Origin of the sequence: Pseudomonas viridiflava (assembly GCF_900602065.1) — a bacterium.
In the GTDB taxonomy this organism is placed as follows: Bacteria; Pseudomonadota; Gammaproteobacteria; order Pseudomonadales; family Pseudomonadaceae; genus Aquipseudomonas.
The window spans coordinates 114,358-135,732 of the sequence record NZ_UWFN01000095.1 but is presented as its reverse complement, the minus strand read 5'-3'; the positions used below and the strand labels follow the sequence as shown (position 1 = coordinate 135,732).

Below are 21,375 nucleotides of genomic sequence, written 5' to 3'. Positions count from 1 at the left end.
CAGGTAATGAAATTAGCCATTGTGACAGCCTGCCCAAATGGCAAGGTCAGCAGCGTTCTCAGTGCGAGGCTGCTGGATGCTGCCGCCCAGCGTATGGGCTGGAGCACCTGTGTCGAGGTCTTTGATCCGCGCAATCCGACACAGCTTTTGTCCGCCCAGGAAGTCGCCGACGCGGACTGGATTCTGGTGGTCAACACCGGTGAAGTGGACCTTTCCCGCTTCGTCGGCAAGCGTCTGTTTCAGGATTCTCCGGCCCACGCGCTGCAAGACGTTGACGGTTTTCTGCACCGGGCTGCCGAACAGGCCCAGGTCTACGAGGCATCTGCTGCTGTAGCGCCTGCAGCGTCTGGAGCCATCCCGCGCATTGTCGCCGTCACTGCTTGCCCAACGGGCGTAGCGCATACGTTCATGGCTGCTGAGGCGATTCAACAAGCTGCCAAGCGTCTTGGCTATGAGCTTCAGGTTGAAACTCAAGGCTCGGTGGGCGCGCGCAATCCGCTCAGTGCCCAGGCGATTGCCGACGCTGACGTGGTATTGCTGGCGGCCGATATCGAAGTGGCCACAGAGCGTTTCGCGGGCAAGCGTATTTATCGCTGCGGCACCGGGATCGCACTCAAGCAGTCCGACGCCACGCTGAAAAAAGCCTTGGCCGAAGCCGAGGTAGAGTCTTCCGGCAGCACGTCGAATGCGCCCGCCAGGCAGGAAAAAACTGGCGTCTACAAACATTTGCTGACCGGTGTGTCGTACATGCTGCCGATGGTGGTGGCGGGCGGCCTGTTGATCGCATTGTCGTTTGTGTTCGGTATTGAGGCGTTCAAGGAACCCGGTACGCTGGCTGCGGTGCTGAAACAGGTGGGGGATGCGGCCTTTACGCTGATGGTCCCCTTGCTGGCTGGCTACATCGCCTACTCCATCGCTGACCGTCCGGGCCTAGCCCCGGGCATGATTGGCGGTCTGTTGGCGAGCACGCTCGGAGCGGGTTTCATCGGTGGTATCGCAGCGGGTTTCATTGCGGGCTACAGCGCTTGGGCGATCAATCGCTACGTGCGGTTACCGGCCAGTGTTGAGGCGCTCAAACCGATTCTGATCATTCCTTTGCTGGCTAGCCTGATCACCGGGCTACTGATGATTTACGCGGTGGGCAAACCCGTCGCGGGGTTGCTGGAAAGCCTCACACTGTTCCTCAACAGCATGGGCACCACTAACGCCATCCTGCTGGGTGTGGTGCTCGGCGCGATGATGTGTGTCGATCTGGGTGGGCCGATCAACAAAGCGTCCTACGCGTTCTCGGTTGGTTTGCTGGCGTCCCAGAGTTACGCGCCAATGGCTGCAGCCATGGCGGCCGGGATGGTGCCACCGATTGGTATGGGCATCGCCAGCTTCATCGCCCGGCGCAAGTTTGCCCAGAGTGAGCGGGAGGCGGGCAAGGCAGCGTTCGTCCTGGGGCTGTGCTTTATCTCCGAGGGTGCTATTCCGTTTGCAGCAAAAGATCCGTTGCGGGTCATCCCGGCCAGCATCGCCGGCGGCGCGCTGACGGGTGCGTTGTCCATGTACTTTGGCTGCAAACTGATGGCGCCTCACGGTGGCCTGTTCGTGATGCTGATCCCGAACGCAATGAATCATGCGCTGTTGTATCTGTTCGCGATTGTCGCGGGCAGTGTGGTGACGGGTGTTGTATACGCAGTGCTTAAACGTCCGGAAGTGGTTGAGATGGAGGTTGCACCCGCCAACGCTTGATGTGCTGACTTTGCCGGCCTCTTCGCGAATGAATTCGCTCCCACAGGTAAACCGCATACCTCCTGTGGGAGCGAATTCATTCGCGAAAGCTGCATCTCTGGCGACGAAATTCCCGCACTGTCACAAATGCCCAATCTTGCACTGCTAGCTTTCCCCTTTACCTTCCACAAGGGGACCCTCCATGACTCAGTTCGACCCTACGCGACGTCGCATTATTCAGGCTGCTGGTGCAGGTCTGCTTTTGCCTGGTCTGGCTCCGGCCGTTATCGCTTCTATTCAGGATCGGCCGAAAATCACTGACGGTGTGCAGTCCGGTGATGTACTCGGTGATCGGGCGATGGTCTGGAGCCGCAGCGATCGGCCGGCGCGCATGGTGGTTGAATGGGACACGCGCAGCATGTTCACCAATCCGCGTCGTGTGGTTTCGGCCCTCGCTGATCAGCGTACCGACTTTACTGCACGCGTCGAGTTGAGCGGGTTGCCAGCCGATCAGGCGATTTTTTACCGTGTGCAATTTGAAGACGCCCAGTCTGGTGTGACCAGCGAGCCCTGGTTCGGCCATCTGCGCAGCGTGCCGCAACAACGTCGTGATTTGAGATTCGTCTGGAGTGGCGACACGGTGGGTCAAGGCTTCGGCATCAACCCGGACGTGGGTGGCATGCGAATCTATGAGGCGATGCGTTTGCGTCTGCCGGATTTCTTTATCCACAGTGGCGACACGATTTATGCCGACGGCCCTGTCCCGGCGCAAATCGTCACTGAAGGCGGGCGTATCTGGCGCAACATCACCACTGAAGCCAAGAGCAAAGTCGCTGAAACCCTGGACGAGTATCGCGGCGCTTATCGTTACAACCTGATGGACGACAACCTGCGACGCTTCAACGCCGAGGTGCCGCAGATCTGGCAATGGGACGATCACGAAGTGACCAACAACTGGTCGCCGAGCAAACAGCTGGATGATCGTTACAAGGTCAAGGACATACAGCTACTGGCCTCGCGTGGCCGCCAGGCCTTTCTCGAATACGCACCGATGCGTCTGCAGGAGGCGGACAACGGCGGGCGTATCTACCGCAAGATGAGCTACGGGCCGATGCTCGATGTGTTCGTGCTGGACATGCGCAGCTACCGCGATGGCAACGACGCCAACCTGGCGGATAAACCTGGCCCTACCACGGCTTTCCTGGGGCGTACGCAACTGGACTGGCTGAAAAGCGGGCTGAAGAATTCAACCGCGCAATGGAAGGTGATCGCTGCCGACATGCCAATTGGTCTGGGCGTTCCTGATGGCGAAGTCAGCCCGGGTGTGGCGCGCTGGGAAGCTATCGCCAATGGCAATGATGGCCCGGCAGCCGGGCGTGAACTCGAAGTTGCTGAGCTGTTGACGTATCTGCGTGCACAAAAAATCCGCGACTGCGTTTGGCTGACCGCCGATGTGCATTACTGCGCCGCGCATCACTATCAACCTGATCGCGCCGTGTTTCAGGACTTCGACCCGTTCTGGGAGTTTGTCGCCGGACCGCTGAACGCCGGGAGCTTCGGCCCCAACCCGCTGGACAAGACCTTTGGTCCTGAACTGGTCTTTCAGAAAGCGCCGCCTGCGCAAAATACCTCGCCGTTTGCCGGTTTCCAGTTTTTTGGCGAAGTGAATATTGATGGCCAGAGTTCAGAGATGACTGTGACATTGCGAGATCTGGATGGGGTGTCGGTGTTCGAGAAGAAGCTGGTGCCAGCGCGGGATGCCTAGAACCAAACAGCATCTGGATCTGTAATGAAATCTTCTGTGGGAGGCTTGTCGGCGCTAAGCCTCCCACAGGTTCAACACGATCCCGTGGGACCGAATTCATTCGGGAAGACGGTATTTCAAGCGACATATAAGCTTCGGATGCATCGGCCCCTCGCGAATGAATTCGCTCCCACAGAGATTAGCGCCGGCAGGCACACAATCACCGTGTATGGGTTTTGTCCGGAGCCCCTCCAGAAATTCCCTGTAACGCTATCGTCTATGCTGGCTTATCATTAGCTACCTAACGACGGGACAGGGTTCGACGAATGCTGGACATTTTTTATCAGACCTTGGCCATCACTGCGCCGGTGTTCGCCATGCTGTTCCTGGGCGTGCTGCTCAAGCGCATCAACTGGATCGATGACGGTTTCATCATGACCGCGTCGAGTCTGGTGTTTAACGTGACGATGCCCGCGCTGCTCTTTCTGGGCATCATCCATGCCGATCTGCGTGAAGCGCTGCAACCGTCGCTACTGATTTTTTTCACCATCATCACGCTGGCCGGTTTCGCGTTTGCGTGGGGCTGGGCCATCTGGCGCGTACCGCTGGCAGACCGTGGCGTTTTTGTTCAGGGCGCTTTTCGCGGCAACAACGGCGTAATCGGTCTGGCGCTGGCCGCCAGTATGTACGGCGATTACGGGATTTCTCTGGGGGCGATTCTCGCGGCCCTGGTCATCCTGTTCTACAACGCGCTGTCGACCATCGTGCTCGCGGTGTACAGCCCGGTGATCAAGTCTGATCCTTGGAGCCTGTTCAAAAGCGTACTGGGCAACCCTTTGATCATCAGCATCATCGCGGCTACGCCCTTCGCCTATTTCAAGATTCCGCTGCCGCACTGGATCGAAACCTCGGGCAATTACCTGGCGCAAATGACCTTGCCGCTGGCCCTGATCTGTATTGGCGGCACGCTGTCACTGAGTTCGCTGCATCAGAGCGGCAAGCTGGCAATCAGCGCCAGCATGATGAAGATGGTCACCTTGCCGGTGCTGTCTACGCTAGCTGCCTGGCTGTGTGGTTTCCGCGGGGCAGAACTGGGGATTCTGTTCCTGTACTTCGCCAGCCCGACCGCGGCGTCCAGCTACGTCATGGCCCGTGCGGCCAATGGCAATCATGTGCTGGCGGCTGCGATCATCGTTATCACGACACTGGCGGCCGCAGTGACCACCAATATCGGGATTTTCATTCTGCAGTGGGGTGGCTGGATCTAGTCGTCAGTCAGCGTTTTGCATGCTGGCTCAACCACTGGCGGGCGCTGCACCGGGTAACGCTGCGGCAGGATGTGCACCGGTGTGGTGATCACTATCCCGTCACTGAAGGTCGCTTCGACGAAGCTGGCCATCCAGCCCTGTTCGGGCTTCTTCAGTGTCACTTCGGTCTTTTGAGCGGTTACCGTCAGAGTCTCAGGCTGATAGCGGATGCCGCACGCATAACGGAAGTCACGGGCCAGGGGATTGCTTGCAGTCCACTGCATGACTTTGACGGGGGGTTCAGAAAAACTCACGACAAAACGTTGTGGCTCAGGCGAGCGCGTGCTTTGCAGGGTGGCCGTTGGCAGGGGGCGCCCCTCACGCAGGCGATTGATGAACGGCACCAATGCCTCTTCCAGGTACTCTCGAATACCGTAATGACTGGAGTTGGGTGCCACGCGCAGCGCTTTGGGACCTGGCAACTCATTGAAGAAAAACCGGGTGCTGTCGGGAACGAAAAAATCGTCGCCGCTAGCGTTGACGATATATTTCGGGATCGCAAGGCGCTGGCCATAGGGGCTGTCCAGATACCGAAGTGGATCTTCGATTTGCAGCAGTTTGTCGAAGGCGGCTGTTCGGGTCTGTCGGGTAATGCCTTCGCGTTGATAGGCTGAAAATGCGGCTGGCCAACTGTTCCCGTAGGTCCGGTAGGTGTGTTCCAGTACTTTGTCCATGCCCAGGACGTCGATCACGAACGGGACGATGGCAACTACCCTTTCGTCCGCAATCGCTGTGAGCCAGGTGGCCCAACCGCGCTTGGATGCGCCGCTGATGATGAACTCGTCGACCTTCCACGATGCAAGTTCGCGCTGGGCAAGGTCCATGGTTTTGATCATCGATTGCATCATGGGGATGTGCAGCGACATCGTGGGGCGTTGTTGTGGGTTTCTCAGGAACAGCTTCCAGCTGTGGGCGACGCTGTCGTCTTCCCGTCGCGCGAGACCGTCGTCGGTGTACGTCAGATATTGATTGGGAACGTTGCTGGTGGAAATGACGATGGTGCCGGTTTTTCTGGCCACCGAGATCGCTATCTCTTCGCTGAAGTCATCCGCCGGGCGCGGGGCGTCTCCTGGTCTGGGCAGGTGAGTACCGTTGTTGGCAATCAGCAATGCCTGACCGGGCCGGGCGTTATCAGGTATATAGATCACCACTTCATGAAGCCATTGGGCTGGCTCAACAAGACCCTCTGGCGACCATGTCTGGGATTTCAGTTCGAACGTGCGCTTTTCTATACCGGGTAGTGATTCAACGCCACTGGCTTTGTAACTGAGGGGTATCGATGCCTGGGATTTTTTATAGCTCATCAGCACTTCGCTGAAATTCGGCTCGCCTTTACCGACAACGGACGTCAGCGCTGCGGTGGGTTGTGCAGCTACATTGCTACTTGCGAACAACGTTAGCGCCAGTGATTGAACTGAAATCAGCAGCCTGCGAAGAGCAGCCATCTATAGCTTCCTGTTATTTGAAGTGGCCGAGACGCGCATCTAGCGCGGGAACTCGACATTCTTCGTCAGGAATATTGATGCTGCAGTAGGGTATTTCCCGATTGTTCGTGGGAAAGGGCTGACTTTCCGGTCGTCGGTGGCTTATTGCTTCAGTGCTGGCGACGCCATGCTCTGATGGTGCTGAACATGATCACCACGGCGAACACCGGCAGGACGAACTGGACCATCAGCCGCTCAAGCTTGTCGGCCAGAGGCATACCGGTGGTGAATGACACGATGTGCAGTCCGTAAGCCAGATAGAGGGCCAGCAGCATCAACCCTTCGATGCGCGTGATCCGGTAGCCCGAGTAGAACAATGGCAAGCACAGCGCGGCGACACCGAGCATCACCGGGAGGTCGAAATCCAGCGCGTTGGGTGAGACGGACAGTGGCACCGGCGCGATCAATGCTGTGATGCCCAGCACGCCCAACAGGTTGAAGAGGTTACTGCCAATCACGTTGCCCACGGCAATGTCACGCTCGCCACGCAATGCCGCGATCAATGAGGTGGTCAGGGCGGGAAGTGATGTGCTGACGGCAATCACCGTCAGGCCGATGACCCGCTCTGACAAGCCAAGATCCAGTGCGATGACCACCGATGCAGCCACCAGCAGATGACTGCCCAGCACCACGCACGCGATACCGCCAAACAACGCACCCAGGCGCAGCACAACCTGGCCCGTTTTGCGCGAGTGTGCCGTGCCGCTGGATTGGCGATAGGCAAAGCGTTGCCCGGACTGACGGAATACAGTCAGCAGGTAAACCAGCAAGCCCAGCAGCAGGATCGCGCCATCCAGCGCACCCAGTACGCCGTTCCAGGACAGTGCCAGGACCAGGGCACTGGCTGCAATCATCAACGGGATCTCCAGGCGTACCAGTTGCCGGGTAACCCGCAGCGGGATTATCAGCGCACACAATCCAAGGGTGACCAGCACATTGAAGATGTTGCTGCCTACCACGCTGCCCACGGCGATATCGGCGCTGGAGGTGAAAGCTGCTTGCAGGCCGACCGCCATTTGCGGGGCGCTGCTGCCCAAGGCAACAAACGTCAAGCCGATGAATAACGGCCGCACGCCCAGTGTGGTTGCCAGGCTCACGGCTGCACGCACGGAAAGCTCGGCACCGATGAGCAGCAACAGCAAGCCGCAGACCCATTGAAGTACGTCGGGAAAGGGCAGGGATGATAGTTCGAGAATTCGGGGCGTCCTTAGTCGCTCAGACTTTGTACGCGCACGGGCGCGGTTCCGCTGCGCACCATGCCGATCTGTTCGGCAGCCGCGCGTGATAAATCAATCAGTCGGCCACGTGTATGGGGGCCGCGATCATTGATCCGGACGATGACGCTTTTGTCGTTATCCAGATTGGTGACTTTGACTCGCGTGCCAAAGGGTAGCTGGCGGTGGGCCGCAGTCAGCGCATTTTGGTCAAAGGGTTCGCCGCTGGCGGTACGTTTGCCGTGATGCCGGGCGCCGTAGTAGGACGCATCGCCCTTTTGATCGTAGCCGCGAGCGTCAATGGTCTGATTCTGGCTAGCGCAGCCAACCAGAAAGGTGAACAGGGCTGTGGTGCCGAGAAGCCGCAGCATGGGTGCGATCCTTGAATGCCTGGACGCAATCTGTAGGAGTGAGCTTGCTCGCGATAGCGTCAGGCCATTCGATAGAGGCGCTGAATGGCATACCGAATCGCGAGCAAGCTCGCTCCTACAGGTCGTTGTGACTGTTAGAGTTTTTTAAATCAACCTTCCAGCTTTTTCTTCAGCAGTTCATTGACCTGCTGCGGATTCGCTTTGCCTTTCGAGACTTTCATCGCCTGACCGACGAAGAAGCCGAACATCTTGCCGCGTTTGGCTTCATCAGCCGCGCGGTACTGTTCAACCTGCTCGGCATTGGCTGCCAGCATCTCGTCGAGCATCGACTCAATGGCGCCGCTGTCAGTCACTTGCTTCAGGCCGCGTTTCTCAATGACTTCATCAGCGCTGCCTTCGCCATTGGCCATGGCTTCGAAGACCATTTTGGCGATTTTGCCGGAGATGGTGTTGTCGGTGATCCGCTTGAGCATGCCGCCCAGTTGCTCGGCGCTGACCGGCGATTCTTCGATTTCCAGGCCTTGCTTGTTCAGCAGACTGCCCAGCTCGACCATGACCCAGTTGGCAGCCAGTTTGGCGTCGCCACTGATGCTGACCACTTGCTCGAAGTAATCGGCTTGCTCGCGGCTGGAGGCCAGCACGCTGGCGTCGTAGGCTGACAGGCCGAACTGACTCTGGAAGCGTTCGCGTTTTTGCGGAGGCAATTCCGGTAGCGTGGCGCGGGTTTCTTCGATGAACGAGTCTTCGATGATCACCGGCAACAGGTCTGGGTCCGGGAAGTAACGGTAGTCGTTGGCTTCCTCTTTGCTGCGCATGGCGCGGGTTTCGTCTTTGTTCGGGTCGTACAGGCGGGTCTGTTGAATGACCTTGCCGCCGTCTTCGATCAGGTCGATCTGACGCTGAATTTCGCTGTTGATCGCTTTCTCGATGAAGCGGAACGAGTTGACGTTCTTGATCTCGCAGCGCGTCCCGAATTCCACCTGACCTTTCGGGCGAATAGACACGTTACAGTCGCAACGCAGCGAGCCTTCCGCCATGTTGCCGTCGCAAATGCCGAGGTAACGAACCAGTGCGTGCATGGCTTTGACATAGGCCACCGCTTCTTTGGCCGAACGCATGTCGGGCTCGGAAACGATCTCCAGCAGCGGGGTGCCAGCACGGTTCAGGTCGATGCCGGTCATGCCACTGAAGTCTTCGTGCAGGCTTTTGCCTGCGTCTTCTTCGAGGTGAGCACGAGTAATGCCTACGCGTTTCACGGTGCCGTCTTCAAGGGTGATGTCCAGATGGCCTTTGCCGACAATAGGCAACTCCATCTGGCTGATCTGGTAACCCTTTGGAAGGTCCGGGTAGAAGTAGTTCTTGCGTGCGAAAACGTTGTGCTGACCGATCTCGGCGTCTACCGCCAGGCCGAACTTGACGGCCATACGCACGGCTTCTTTATTCAGTACCGGCAAAACTCCGGGCATGCCCAGGTCAACCAGGCTGGCCTGTGTGTTGGGCTCGGAGCCAAACGCGATGGCGCTGCCGGAGAAAATCTTCGATTGGGTCGAAAGCTGGGTGTGAATCTCCAGCCCGATAACGACTTCCCATTGCATTGTGTTTTCTCCTTAGAAGCCGCTAGGCGTGCGCAGATGCCAATCGGTAACTTGCTGATACTGATGAGCGACGTTCAGCAAGCGGCCTTCCTGGAAATACGGGGCGAGCAATTGCACGCCTACCGGCAAACCGTCAGCAAAGCCTGCTGGCATGGACAAGCCCGGCAGACCCGCGAGGTTGGCGGTGATGGTGTAGAAGTCTTCCAGATATTCGGCGATCGGGTCGTTGGTCTTGGCGCCGATTTTCCAGGCCGGGTTAGGCGTGGTCGGGCCAAGGATCACGTCGACTTCGGCGAAGGCATTCATGAAATCGTTCTTGATCAGGCGACGGATTTTCTGCGCCTGCAGGTAATAGGCATCGTAATAACCGGCCGACAGCGCATACGCGCCCACCATGATCCGGCGCTGCACTTCCGGGCCAAAGCCCTCGGCACGGGAGCGTTTGTACAGATCGGTCAGGTCCTTGGGCTCGTCGCAGCGATAGCCGAAACGCACGCCGTCAAAGCGCGACAGGTTCGACGATGCTTCTGCCGGAGCGATCACGTAATAAGCCGGGATAGCGTGTTGCAGGTTTGGCAGGCTGATTTCCTTGACGACCGCGCCCAGCTTTTTCAGCTCTTCGACGCTGGCCAAGACCAGATCAGCAATGCGTGGGTCCAGACCGGCGCTGAAATATTCTTTCGGAATACCAATGCGCAGGCCTTGTAGCGAGCCGTTGAGGCTGGCGCTGTAATCCGGCACCGGTTCGTCGATGCTGGTGGAATCCTGCGGATCGAAACCGGCCATGCCTTGCAGCAGCAGTGCGCAGTCTTCGGCCGTGCGGGCCATCGGGCCGGCCTGATCGAGGCTGGATGCATAGGCGATCATGCCCCAGCGGGAAACACGACCATAGGTCGGCTTCAGCCCGGTCAGGTTGGTCAGTGCAGCCGGTTGGCGAATCGAGCCGCCGGTGTCGGTGCCGGTTGCAGCAGGCAGCAGGCGTGCAGCAACTGCTGCAGCCGAGCCACCGGAAGAACCGCCCGGTACGTGCTCGACATTCCAGGGATTCTTGACCGCGCCATAGTGGCTGGACTCGTTGGCAGAACCCATGGCGAATTCGTCCATGTTGGTCTTGCCCAGGGTCACAGTGCCCGCAGAGGCCAGTTTGCTGACCACAGTGGCGTCGTACGGTGCCTTGAAGTTATCAAGCATCTTCGACGCACAACTGGTGCGGATACCTTTTGTGCAAAACAGATCCTTGTGGGCAATGGGTGCGCCCAGCAATGGATTGTTTTCACCGGCCGCGCGGCGAGCGTCAGCGGCTTGCGCCTGGGTGATCGCCAGGTCTTCGGTGAGGGTAATGAAGCTGTTGAGCTGTGGATCGAGCTGGGTGATACGAGCCAGCAGGACACGGGTCAATTCTTCGGAAGAAAACTTTTTATCGGCGAGCCCGCGAGCGATCTCGGCCAGAGTCATTTGATGCATTGAAGGCACATTCCCTTAGTCGATGACTTTTGGAACCAGATAAAGGCCGTCTTGGACCGCTGGTGCGATGGCTTGATAAGTTTCCCGATGATTTTGTTCGGTAACCGCATCTTCGCGCAGGCGTTGGGACGCTTCGAGGGGGTGTGCAAGGGGTTCGATACCGGTTGTATCGACCGCCTGCATTTGATCTACGAGCCCAAGAATGCTGTTAAGTGCTTCGGTAGTACGCGGGATATCGGCGTCATTCAGGCCAAGTCGGGCCAGATGAGCGATCTTTTCCACGTCGGAGCGATCAAGCGCCATGGGGTTCTCCAGTGGAATGCCTACGGATGGGGTCCGTGTGTTAGATTGGCGAACACTATCGCATTTTCTACGGTCATAAGGCCGCGAACGTCGAGGGTCGTGCTCGGAAAAACCGCTAATTTAGCATATTGGCTCCTTGCCCAAAATCCCTGTCGTTGTTAGAGTTTGCCGCACTTTTTTACCCACGCGTTCCCTAGGGTCCCTTTCCCATGTTCAAGAAACTGCGTGGCATGTTTTCCAGCGATCTGTCTATCGACCTGGGCACTGCCAACACCCTTATTTACGTGCGTGAGCGCGGCATCGTTCTGAATGAACCATCAGTTGTGGCCATTCGGACCCACGGAAACCAGAAAAGCGTCGTTGCTGTCGGGATGGAAGCCAAGCGCATGCTCGGCCGTACTCCAGGCAACATCGCGGCTATTCGTCCGATGAAAGACGGCGTTATCGCCGACTTCAGCGTTTGCGAAAAAATGCTGCAGTACTTCATCAACAAGGTTCACGAAAACAGCTTCCTGCAGCCAAGCCCTCGGGTGCTGATCTGCGTGCCGTGCAAATCCACTCAGGTTGAGCGTCGTGCGATTCGCGAATCCGCTCTGGGTGCCGGTGCACGTGAAGTGTTCCTGATCGAAGAGCCAATGGCTGCTGCTATCGGTGCCGGTCTGCCGGTTGAAGAAGCGCGTGGTTCGATGGTGGTCGATATCGGTGGTGGTACCACTGAAATCGCCCTGATCTCGCTCAATGGCGTGGTTTATGCCGAATCCGTACGGGTCGGCGGCGACCGTTTCGACGAAGCGATCATCACTTACGTGCGTCGTAACTACGGCAGCCTGATCGGTGAGTCCACTGCCGAGCGCATCAAGCAGGAAATCGGTACTGCCTACCCGGGCGGCGAAGTGCGTGAAGTTGACGTGCGCGGCCGTAACCTGGCTGAAGGCGTCCCACGTGCCTTCACCCTGAATTCCAACGAAGTGCTTGAAGCGCTGCAGGAATCTCTGGCGACCATCGTTCAGGCAGTTAAAAGCGCGCTGGAGCAATCCCCTCCGGAGCTGGCATCGGACATCGCTGAGCGCGGTCTGGTGTTGACCGGTGGTGGTGCGTTGCTGCGTGATCTGGATAAATTGCTGGCTCAGGAAACAGGTCTGCCGGTAATCGTTGCCGAAGATCCGCTGACCTGTGTAGCGCGTGGCGGTGGCCGTGCGCTGGAAATGATGGATAAGCACACGATGGATCTGCTCTCCAGCGAGTAACGCGCTGCGAGCCCCTATCCTGCATCCTTCTGCATACAGGTAGCGCTTTGGCTACCTGTATGCTTTAGGCCGCCGAAATATGGCGTTTACCTTTTCATCTGCCCAGGCCGGTTTGATACCGCATGAATAACAACAGCCGATTAAAATCTTGCTTCGGAGGAGCGGCCTATTAAACCGCTTTTCGCAAAGGGCCCGTCACTGGGCGTGCGCCTGTTGGTGCTGGTCGTTTTATCGGTGGCGCTGATGGTGGTTGACGCGCGGTTTACCGTGCTCAAGCCCGTGCGTAGCCAGATGTCGCTGGTGCTGATGCAGTCCTACTGGGTCGTCGATCTGCCGCAACGCCTGATTCAGGGCGTAGCCAGTCAGTTCGGCAGCCGTACCGAGCTGATCGCCGAAAATGAAAAGCTCAAGACTGAAGCCTTGCTCCTGCAAGGGCGCTTGCAGAAGCTCGCAGCCCTGACCGAGCAGAACGTGCGTCTGCGCGAATTGCTCAACTCGTCGGCACTGGTCAACGAGAAGGTTGAAGTGGCCGAGCTCATCGGCATGGATCCCAATCCGTTTACCCATCGAATCATTATCAACAAAGGCGAGCGCGACGGTGTCGTTCTCGGTCAGCCGGTACTCGATGCTCGAGGTCTGATGGGGCAGGTGGTCGAGCTGATGCCTTACACGTCGCGTGTTTTGCTGCTGACCGATACCACCCACAGCATTCCGGTACAGGTCAACCGTAACGGATTGCGCGCTATCGCCAGTGGTACCGGTAACCCGGAGCGTCTGGAATTGCGGCATGTGGCCGACACCGCTGACATCAAGGAAGGCGATCTGCTGGTCAGCTCTGGTCTGGGCCAGCGTTTTCCTGCCGGTTACCCTGTCGCGACGGTTAAAGAAGTCATTCATGACTCCGGGCAGCCATTCGCCATCGTTCGTGCGGTGCCGACTGCTGCGCTGAACCGCAGTCGCTATCTGTTGTTGGTGTTCTCTGATGGCCGCTCTCCTGAAGAGCGTGCGGCCGATGCCGCGAGGGCGCAGGAGTCCATCGAGAAAGCGGCTGATCCAGCGGCTGTACCAGCTGCGGCTCCAGCCAGCAACGCTGCCACGCATCCGGTGCCTGCCGCTCACGGCACTGCTGCTCCGGCTGCCGCGCCATCTGCAACACCGGCCGCTGCGCCAGCGACGCCCGCACCTAAGCCCGTCAGCAAGCCGCCTGTAAAGCCTGCCGCGACCAAGCCACCGGCCACCGCGCCTGCCACTACTCGGGAGAGAATTGATGGCTAGTCATGCCCCGGAACGTAACGGGTGGGTCGTCTGGTTCACTTTTGTCGTGGGTTTGCTGTTAAGCGTTTCACCGCTGCCACAGTTCATGGAAATTTTTCGTCCGCTCTGGCTGGCGCTGCTGGTGACTTTCTGGGCGCTCTATCTGCCCCATAAGGTCGGCATGACCACGGCATGGCTATTGGGTTTGATGGAGGATGTGCTGTACGGCACGTTGCTGGGGCAAAACGCCCTGACACTGTGTCTGATCACATTTCTGGTGATGTCTCTGCAACAACGTTTGCGCATGTTCCCGATGTGGCAACAGTGCCTGATCCTGCTGGTTATCTTCGGCCTCGCCCAGTTGGCGCAGCTCTGGCTCAGTGCCTTGACCGGTAACCGGCAGCCTACGCTGGCGCTGGTCTTGCCTGCGCTGGTCAGTGCGTTGTTGTGGCCTTGGGTCAGCTATGGCCTGCGGGGCTTGAGCAAGCGTTTGAAAATCAACTGACGCAGCGTGTACGTCCGGTCCCGGGCGAGCATCTCTGGCTCGGGGGCGGCATCACGATCTTTGACACGGAGATGTCCCCATGCCCTCGCTTTATCTGGCCTCTGGCTCGCCACGCCGTCGGGAACTACTGACCCAGATTGACGTTCCTTTCACTGTGCTCAGCGCACAGATCGACGAAACTCCTCTCAACGAAGAAACCCCCTCTGCGTATGTCGAGCGGCTCGCGCGTGGTAAAGCGCAAGCCGGGTTGGCGTTGCTGGCGGACGATCAAGGTTGCGTCATGGGGGCTGATACGGCGGTGGTGCTCGATGGCCGTATCCTCGGCAAACCGGTCGATGAAGCTGATGCATTGAGCATGCTGGCGGCCTTGTCCGGGCGTGAGCACGAAGTGTTGACGGCGGTAGCGCTGGTTACCCGGCAGCGCTGTGAAACTCGTGTGGTCACCAGTCGCGTGAGGTTTCGTGCTGTTTCCGGTGACGAAGCCCGTGCCTACTGGGCCAGTGGCGAGCCTCTGGATAAAGCCGGCAGCTACGCTATTCAGGGCCTGGCGGCGATTTTCGTCGAGGGCTTGCAGGGCAGTTATTCCGCAGTGGTCGGGTTGCCTCTATGCGAAACCGCAGAACTGCTGGGCCGTTTCGGCATACCCTGTTGGCAAGGCCAGGAAGGTGACAAGTCATGAGTGAAGAGATTCTGATCAACATCACGCCAATGGAATCACGCGTGGCAGTGGTGGAAAACGGTGTTCTGCAAGAGGTTCACGTCGAGCGGACCCAGCGTCGCGGCATCGTTGGCAATATCTATAAAGGCAAGGTTGTGCGGGTTTTGCCTGGCATGCAGGCGGCGTTCATCGACATTGGTCTGGACCGTGCAGCCTTTATTCACGCCTCGGAAATCTCCATGCGTGAAGGCTCTGCCGTTGAAACCATCAGCTCGCTGGTTCACGAAGGTCAAAGCCTAGTCGTGCAAGTGACCAAAGATCCGATCGGCAGCAAGGGCGCACGTCTGACGACACAGCTGTCTATCCCGTCGCGGTATCTGGTGTACATGCCCAAGACCGCACACGTCGGGATCTCCCTGAAAATCGAGGACGAAGCCGAGCGTGAGCGACTGAAGAAAGTCGTCAGCGATTGCGTCGCCCTTGAGGGCATCAAGGAGGCCGGTGGTTTTATCCTGCGCACCGCTGCTGAAGGCGCCGGGGCCGACGAAATTCTGATGGATATTCGCTACCTGCGTCGTCTCTGGGATCAGATCGGAGACCAGATCAAGACCATCAGCCCGCCCAATGTGATTTACGAAGACCTTGGTCTGGCGTTGCGTACCCTGCGTGATCTGGTCAGCCCGCGCATTGAAAAGATCCGTATCGACTCCCGGGAAACCTTCCAGAAAACCACCCAGTTTGTGGCCGAGCTGATGCCGGAAATCGCCGATCGTCTGGAACATTACCCTGGCGAGCGCCCGATTTTTGACCTCTATGGCGTCGAGGATGAAATCCAGAAGGCGCTGGAGCGCAAGGTGCCGCTCAAATCCGGCGGCTATCTGGTGATTGATCCGGCCGAGGCGATGAGCACTATCGACGTGAACACCGGAGCTTTTGTCGGGCATCGCAATCTCGAAGAGACGATCTTCAAGACCAATCTGGAAGCGGCTACTGCTATTGCCCGACAGCTGCGTCTGCGCAATCTGGGCGGCATCATTATTATTGATTTCATCGACATGGAAGACGGTGAGCATCAGCGCCAGGTTTTGCGTACTCTGGAGAAGCAACTGGAGCGCGATCACGCCAAAACCAACATCATCGGTATCACCGAGCTGGGTCTGGTACAGATGACCCGCAAGCGTACCCGCGAAAGTCTTGAACAGGTGCTCTGTGAGCCTTGTCATGCCTGTCAGGGACGCGGCAAGCTGAAAACCCCTGAAACCGTCTGTTACGAGATATTCCGGGAAATCCTGCGCGAAGCCCGTGCTTATCAAGCGGTGGGCTACCGTGTATTGGCTAACCAGCGGGTTGTAGACCGCCTGCTGGACGAGGAGTCGGGTAATGTGGCGGAGCTGGAGGCGTTCATCGGCCGTACCATTCGTTTCCAGGTAGAAACCATGTATTCACAGGAACAATACGACGTAGTCCTGCTCTGACATTGCTCAAAATGAAAATGATTTGATAACGGTGCCTCAGGGCCAGCGGCAAGGAAGCCGTCACTAAGAGAACTCTGCGTGGTAAATGAGCAAACCCCCTACAGCACCTGCACCATTGAGTGGGGCCATTTCACGCAAGCCAGCTGTTGCGCGTCTCCGTCTGGAGGCTCGCCGATATGGGCCGTCTGATACGTTTATCCTCGCTCCTGACGCGTTGGGGCCTGAGCCTCTGCGCGCTGGTGCTGGTCATGGCCGCGTTGTATGTCAGCGTAGGCCGTGAGCTGACACCGCTGATCGCCGGGTATCGCGTTGAAGTTCAGACCAAGGCTCAGGCCGCAATCGGCATGCCGCTGGCGATTGGTAGCCTGGAGGGTAGCTGGCGGGGTTTTTCGCCGGTCTTCGTCGCCAATGATGTGATGGTGGGTGAAGGCACGAGCGCAGTGCGTCTGGATGAAGTGCGTGCAGAACCTGATCTCTGGGCCAGCCTTCTGGCATGGGACGTGCGGTTGGCACACGTGGAGGTCAACGGGCTGCAACTCATTCTGAAGGAAGATCAGGACGGTCATTGGGCCCTGCAAGGGCTGCCGGTCCAGAATGAAAAACCACTGGATCCTGAGCAGATACTCAACCAGATGCAGGTTGTATCGCGCCTCTCGCTGCTTAACAGCCAGGTCACCCTGCAACCTTTTGAACAAGCTCCCCTCACGCTGACCTACGTCAATCTCAGCCTAGCCACGGGTAGCGCTAATCAACGTCTTGATGCGCGTTTGACGCTTCCCGACGGTCAGCCGTTGGCGCTGAACGTTCGTTCGCGGATTCAGGCCCGACAGTGGCAACAGGGTGAAGCGGATATTTACCTGAGCCTTCCACAAAGCGACTGGTCGAAGTGGCTACCTAAAACCCTGACCCGCCAATGGAAAGTGTCGACCCTCAAGGCCGGTGGCGAATTTTGGCTGAGTTGGGGCAACGGCACCGTACAAAGCGCCGTTGCGCGCCTTAATGCCCCGGTGGTGAAGGCCGGATACGCCGAACGTAAACCATCGACCATTAATAATCTGGCGCTGAGTGCCTGGCTCAGTCGTGACCGTGACGAAGGCCTCAAGATAAACCTGAGTTCGCTGGCCATGGACCTTAAAGGCAAGCGCTGGGAAAGCCACATCCAGCTCGATCAGAAGGTTGCGGGCACTGATCAGGAAGAGCTCTGGCACGTCCAGGCTGATCGGCTCGATCTGACGTCTGTAACACCATTGCTGGACTCGCTTGCTCCGCTCCCTGAAACGCTCAAGGAAGTGATCGATAACCTCAAGGTGACCGGCGCTCTGCGTAACGTACTGCTTGATTATCGTCCCCAGGCAGTAGGTGACAAGCGATTGAGCTTCGCCGCCAATCTGGAGAACGTGGGTTTCCACGCCTATCACGGTGCCCCGGCTGCCGGAAATGTCAGCGGTGCAATCAGCGGGGACCTGGGCCAGGGTGAATTGCGCCTCGACAGCGACAATTTCATGCTGCATCTGTATCCAATCTTCAACAACCAATGGACTTACCCAAAAGCCAATGCACGCCTGACCTGGCGTCTGGATGATGAGACCTTCACCTTGATCGCGCCGTACATCAAGGTCCTGGGTGATGAGGGCAAGATCGCAGCCGACTTCCTGATTCGCCTGCACCTGGCTCATGAGCGGGCTGATGAAGATTACATGGACCTGCGGGTTGGCATGGTCGATGGCGATGGCAGTTACACCAGCAAGTACCTGCCAGCAGTCCTCAGCCCGGATCTGGACAAGTGGCTGCGTACAGCAATCATTGGCGGCAAAGTCGATCAGGGTTTCTTCCAGTATCAAGGCTCATTGAGCAAGAACGCCGCAGACACTGCGCGGGTGATCAGTCTGTTTTTTAAAGTGCGTGACGCAACACTGGACTTCGAGCCGGGCTGGCCACGACTGACGGGTGTGGATGGCAACGTGTATGTGGAGAACAGCGGCGTAAGAGTCAAGGCCAGCAAGGGCAAGCTACTCAATACGGATGTCAGCAAGGTGCTGGTCAATATTCCACATGTGCCTGCCGGGCAACCCAGTCATCTGCTGGTGGATGGCAATTTTTCCGGTGATCTGGCCGATGGTGTGAAAATCCTCCAGGAGGCCCCCATCGGCACCGCCAGCACCTTCGCTGGCTGGCAGGGCGATGGCCCTCTGGACGGCAAGCTGAAACTGGATATCCCGCTGGTCAAGGATCAGGAACCCAAGATAGCGGTGGACTTCCGCACTGAAGGGGCGCGTCTGAAACTGGCTGATCCGGCCCTGGATCTGACCCAGTTGAAAGGTGAGTTTCGCTTCGACAACGCCAAGGGGCTCAGCGGCAAAGGTGTGCGGGCACAGGCGTTTGATCGTCCGGTTACCGCAGAAATTGCGGCTGAAGGTAAACCAGGTGCGAACCTGACCCGTGTGGTTGCCAATGGTCAAATCACCGTCAAAAGACTCACCGAATGGTTGGGCGTTACCCAGCCACTGCCAGTATCGGGTGATATTCCGTTTCAGTTGCAGCTCAGTCTTGGTGGTCCCGACAGTCTGCTGCGGATCAACTCCAGTTTGAAGGGTGTAGCGGTTGATTTGCCGGCGCCTTTTGGCAAGCCAGCGGATACAGGCCTGGACAGCGAATTTCGCATGACGCTGCAGGGCGCGGAGCGACGCTTTGGTTTTGCTTACGGCAAGCTGGCCAATCTGGCGTACGCTGCCGCGCCGGGCAAGCTGGCGGACGGTCGTGGCGAGCTGTTTCTGGGAGACGGCGGTGCCATCGTACCGGAGGCCAAAGGCCTGCGTGTTCGCGGCTCTTTGCCTGAACTCGATGTTGCGCCCTGGCAGGCAATGGTCAACCGTTATGCCGGTGAAGATCCGGGCGGTAGTGCCAAGCAGTTGGTCAATAACGTCGACCTGCAGATCGGCAAGCTGACAGCTATGGGGACAACGCTGGACAAGGCCAGTGTTCAGCTCAAACGCAGTACTGACAATTGGGCATTGTCGCTGGACAGTCAGCTTGCCAAGGGGACTGCGACCTTGCCGGATGCCAAGGGTGCGCCCATTGGCATCGATATGCTTTATGTCCGTCTGCCCGCGCCTGATCCCGCTGCTGTGGTTGTAGAAAACGCCCCCGACCCTCTGGCCGATGTCGACCCGGGCAAAATCCCGGCACTGGATATCAAGGTCACGCAGCTCTTTCAGGGTGAACAGCTACTTGGCGCCTGGTCACTTAAAGTTCGTCCGACGGCTACAGGTCTTCGTTTGTCTGATCTGGACCTGGGCTTGAAAGGCATGCAGTTGAAAGGCGAGGGCGGCTGGGAAGGCGCACCGGGCTCTACCAGCAGTTGGTACCGGGGCAACATTGAAGGCAAGCAGTTGGGTGATGTGCTTAAAGCCTGGGGTTTTGCCCCAACGGTCACCAGCGAATCGTTCGAGCTGAAAGCAGACGGCCGTTGGCCCGGTTCTCCTGCCTGGGTGTCGCTCAAGCGGTTCTCTGGCAGCCTGGATGCCAAGCTCGAAACAGGGCAGTTTGTCGAAGTAGAGGGCGGCGCGCAGGCACTGAGAGTGTTTGGCCTGCTCAACTTCAATTCCATTGGCCGCCGTTTGCGTCTTGATTTCTCGGATTTGCTCGGCAAAGGCCTGAGCTACGACAGGGTTAAAGGTCTGCTGGTGGCGAGCGATGGCGTTTATGTCACGCGAACCCCGATTACCTTGACCGGCCCTTCAAGCAATCTTGAGCTGAACGGTACGCTGGACATGGTCAAAGACCGGGTCGATGCCAAGCTTCTGGTTACGCTGCCAGTCACCAACAACCTGCCGATTGCCGCGTTGATTGTCGGGGCGCCCGCGATTGGCGGGGCGTTGTTCCTGGTCGATAAGCTACTGGGTGATCGCGTCGCGCGTTTCGCCAGTGTTCAGTACAAGGTTGAGGGGCCATGGAAAGAGCCGAAGATTACCTTCGACAAGCCGTTTGAAAAGCCTCAATAGGGCGCTATGGAGTACAGTGACCGTTCAAGCGCCGGAAGATTCTGTAGGAGCTGACGAGCACCGCGAGGCTGCGATAGCGGTGTATCAGGTGGACCGCTATCGCAGCCTCGCGGTGCTCGTCAGCTCCTACAGCGAAAAAGTATTCCGGTTCAGGTGGTTGCGTATTGTTTGAGGAGAAGCCGCCGTGTCGTTTGCCGTGATTCAAATGGTTAGCCAGAGCGATGTACTGGGCAATCTGGCTCAGGCCCGGGGCTTGCTGGAACAGGCCGCAGCCTCTGGCGCGCGTCTGGCAGTATTGCCGGAAAACTTTGCTGCGATGGGGCGGCGCGACGCCGCGGAGATTGGCCGCGCCGAGGCTTTGGGGCAAGGGCCTATCCTGCCATGGTTGAAACTTGCCGCCCGCGACCTCAGGTTATGGATAGTTGCTGGCACCGTGCCGCTGCCGCCAAGCGCTCAGCCTGACGGCAAAATCACGGCGTGCTCGCTATTGATTGATGAGCACGGCGAACAAGTGGCGCGCTACGACAAGCTACATTTGTTTGATGTGGATGTTGCTGACAGCCGTGGACGGTATCGGGAGTCTGACGACTATGCTCACGGCAGCAATGTGGTGGTCGTCGATACGCCCGTAGGCCGATTGGGGTTAAGCGTGTGTTACGACTTGCGCTTTCCTGAGCTGTACACCGCCCTGCGAGAAGCAGGTGCCGAATTGATTACTGCGCCGTCCGCCTTCACCGCAGTGACGGGCGCAGCGCATTGGGACATTCTGATCCGTGCGCGTGCTATTGAAACTCAGTGCTACCTGCTGGCGGCCGCGCAGGGCGGGGTCCATCCGGGGCCCCGGGAAACTTATGGGCATGCGGCAATCGTCGACCCTTGGGGACGAGTGCTGGCCGAGCAGGCACAGGGTGAAGCGGTGCTGCTGGCCACGCGAGACAATGAAGAACAGGCGTCCATACGGGCGCGGATGCCGGTGTCCAGTCACCGGCGATTTTTTACGCAGGACGCCGTGCGGCCTGTGCAGACCTCGGAGTGAA

At 58.2% G+C, this 21,375-nt stretch carries 16 protein-coding genes; 10 read left to right on the top strand and 6 right to left on the bottom strand.

From position 1 onward, the window contains the following. Positions 1 to 6: 6 nt before the first annotated feature. The 3 genes from EE949_RS03270 (at position 7) to EE949_RS03260 (ending at position 4,728) form a co-directional block, all read left to right on the top strand. On the top strand, positions 7 to 1,737 hold the full coding sequence (locus EE949_RS03270) for a PTS fructose-like transporter subunit IIB (RefSeq protein ID WP_122663197.1): 1,731 nt from the start codon (positions 7 to 9) through the stop codon (positions 1,735 to 1,737). Between the two features lie 181 nt (positions 1,738 to 1,918). Beyond that, the gene (locus EE949_RS03265) at positions 1,919 to 3,481 is read left to right on the top strand and encodes an alkaline phosphatase D family protein (RefSeq protein ID WP_122662844.1); all 1,563 of its coding nucleotides are present in this window, start codon (positions 1,919 to 1,921) and stop codon (positions 3,479 to 3,481) included. 305 nt (positions 3,482 to 3,786) lie between these two features. Beyond that, the gene (locus EE949_RS03260) at positions 3,787 to 4,728 is read left to right on the top strand and encodes an AEC family transporter (RefSeq protein WP_122662842.1); all 942 of its coding nucleotides are present in this window, start codon (positions 3,787 to 3,789) and stop codon (positions 4,726 to 4,728) included. On the opposite strand, the gene EE949_RS03255 is transcribed toward EE949_RS03260, so the two are convergent. From EE949_RS03255 to gatC, 6 genes are all read right to left on the bottom strand, one after another. Then, the gene (locus tag EE949_RS03255; RefSeq protein WP_122662840.1) at positions 4,725 to 6,212 is read right to left on the bottom strand and encodes a PhoPQ-activated pathogenicity-related family protein; all 1,488 of its coding nucleotides are present in this window, start codon (positions 6,210 to 6,212) and stop codon (positions 4,725 to 4,727) included. The two genes, EE949_RS03260 and EE949_RS03255, sit on opposite strands and share 4 nt — an antisense overlap. 149 nt (positions 6,213 to 6,361) lie before the next feature. After that, positions 6,362 to 7,429: a calcium/sodium antiporter gene (locus EE949_RS03250; RefSeq protein WP_122662838.1), complete on the bottom strand. Its 1,068-nt coding sequence runs from the start codon at positions 7,427 to 7,429 to the stop codon at positions 6,362 to 6,364. A gap of 29 nt (positions 7,430 to 7,458) precedes the next feature. Next, positions 7,459 to 7,836 carry a septal ring lytic transglycosylase RlpA family protein gene (locus EE949_RS03245; protein WP_122662836.1) on the bottom strand — a complete coding sequence of 126 codons (378 nt, stop codon included), beginning with the start codon at positions 7,834 to 7,836 and terminating at the stop codon, positions 7,459 to 7,461. A 149-nt stretch (positions 7,837 to 7,985) separates the two neighbouring features. Beyond that, entirely contained in the window at positions 7,986 to 9,431 is a 1,446-nt protein-coding gene (gatB, locus tag EE949_RS03240; RefSeq protein ID WP_122662834.1) for an Asp-tRNA(Asn)/Glu-tRNA(Gln) amidotransferase subunit GatB, read from the bottom strand. Positions 9,432 to 9,443: 12 nt separating this feature from the next. Further along, on the bottom strand, positions 9,444 to 10,895 hold the full coding sequence (gene gatA / locus EE949_RS03235) for an Asp-tRNA(Asn)/Glu-tRNA(Gln) amidotransferase subunit GatA (RefSeq protein ID WP_122662832.1): 1,452 nt from the start codon (positions 10,893 to 10,895) through the stop codon (positions 9,444 to 9,446). A 15-nt stretch (positions 10,896 to 10,910) separates the two neighbouring features. Then, a complete protein-coding gene (gene gatC, locus EE949_RS03230) occupies positions 10,911 to 11,198 on the bottom strand; it encodes an Asp-tRNA(Asn)/Glu-tRNA(Gln) amidotransferase subunit GatC (protein WP_122662830.1) in 288 nt (95 codons plus the stop codon). A gap of 209 nt (positions 11,199 to 11,407) precedes the next feature. Between gatC and mreB the strand changes: the two genes are divergently transcribed. The 7 genes from mreB to EE949_RS03195 all read left to right on the top strand — a co-directional run bounded on the left by mreB (position 11,408) and on the right by EE949_RS03195 (position 21,374). Then, positions 11,408 to 12,445 carry a rod shape-determining protein MreB gene (gene mreB, locus EE949_RS03225; protein WP_020292894.1) on the top strand — a complete coding sequence of 346 codons (1,038 nt, stop codon included), beginning with the start codon at positions 11,408 to 11,410 and terminating at the stop codon, positions 12,443 to 12,445. A 216-nt stretch (positions 12,446 to 12,661) separates the two neighbouring features. Continuing rightward, on the top strand, positions 12,662 to 13,720 hold the full coding sequence (gene mreC / locus EE949_RS03220; RefSeq protein WP_240350607.1) for a rod shape-determining protein MreC: 1,059 nt from the start codon (positions 12,662 to 12,664) through the stop codon (positions 13,718 to 13,720). Continuing rightward, the gene (mreD, locus tag EE949_RS03215; protein ID WP_087264911.1) at positions 13,713 to 14,204 is read left to right on the top strand and encodes a rod shape-determining protein MreD; all 492 of its coding nucleotides are present in this window, start codon (positions 13,713 to 13,715) and stop codon (positions 14,202 to 14,204) included. Before mreC ends, mreD begins: the two co-directional genes overlap by 8 nt. Before the next feature lie 79 nt (positions 14,205 to 14,283). Then, a complete protein-coding gene (locus EE949_RS03210; RefSeq protein ID WP_122662826.1) occupies positions 14,284 to 14,883 on the top strand; it encodes a Maf family protein in 600 nt (199 codons plus the stop codon). Beyond that, a complete protein-coding gene (rng, locus tag EE949_RS03205) occupies positions 14,880 to 16,337 on the top strand; it encodes a ribonuclease G (protein WP_122662824.1) in 1,458 nt (485 codons plus the stop codon). Before EE949_RS03210 ends, rng begins: the two co-directional genes overlap by 4 nt. A gap of 176 nt (positions 16,338 to 16,513) precedes the next feature. Beyond that, positions 16,514 to 20,338 carry a YhdP family protein gene (locus EE949_RS03200; protein WP_122662822.1) on the top strand — a complete coding sequence of 1,275 codons (3,825 nt, stop codon included), beginning with the start codon at positions 16,514 to 16,516 and terminating at the stop codon, positions 20,336 to 20,338. Between the two features lie 184 nt (positions 20,339 to 20,522). Continuing rightward, positions 20,523 to 21,374: a carbon-nitrogen hydrolase family protein gene (locus EE949_RS03195; RefSeq protein ID WP_122662820.1), complete on the top strand. Its 852-nt coding sequence runs from the start codon at positions 20,523 to 20,525 to the stop codon at positions 21,372 to 21,374. The last annotated feature ends 1 nt before the right edge of the window (position 21,375 follow it).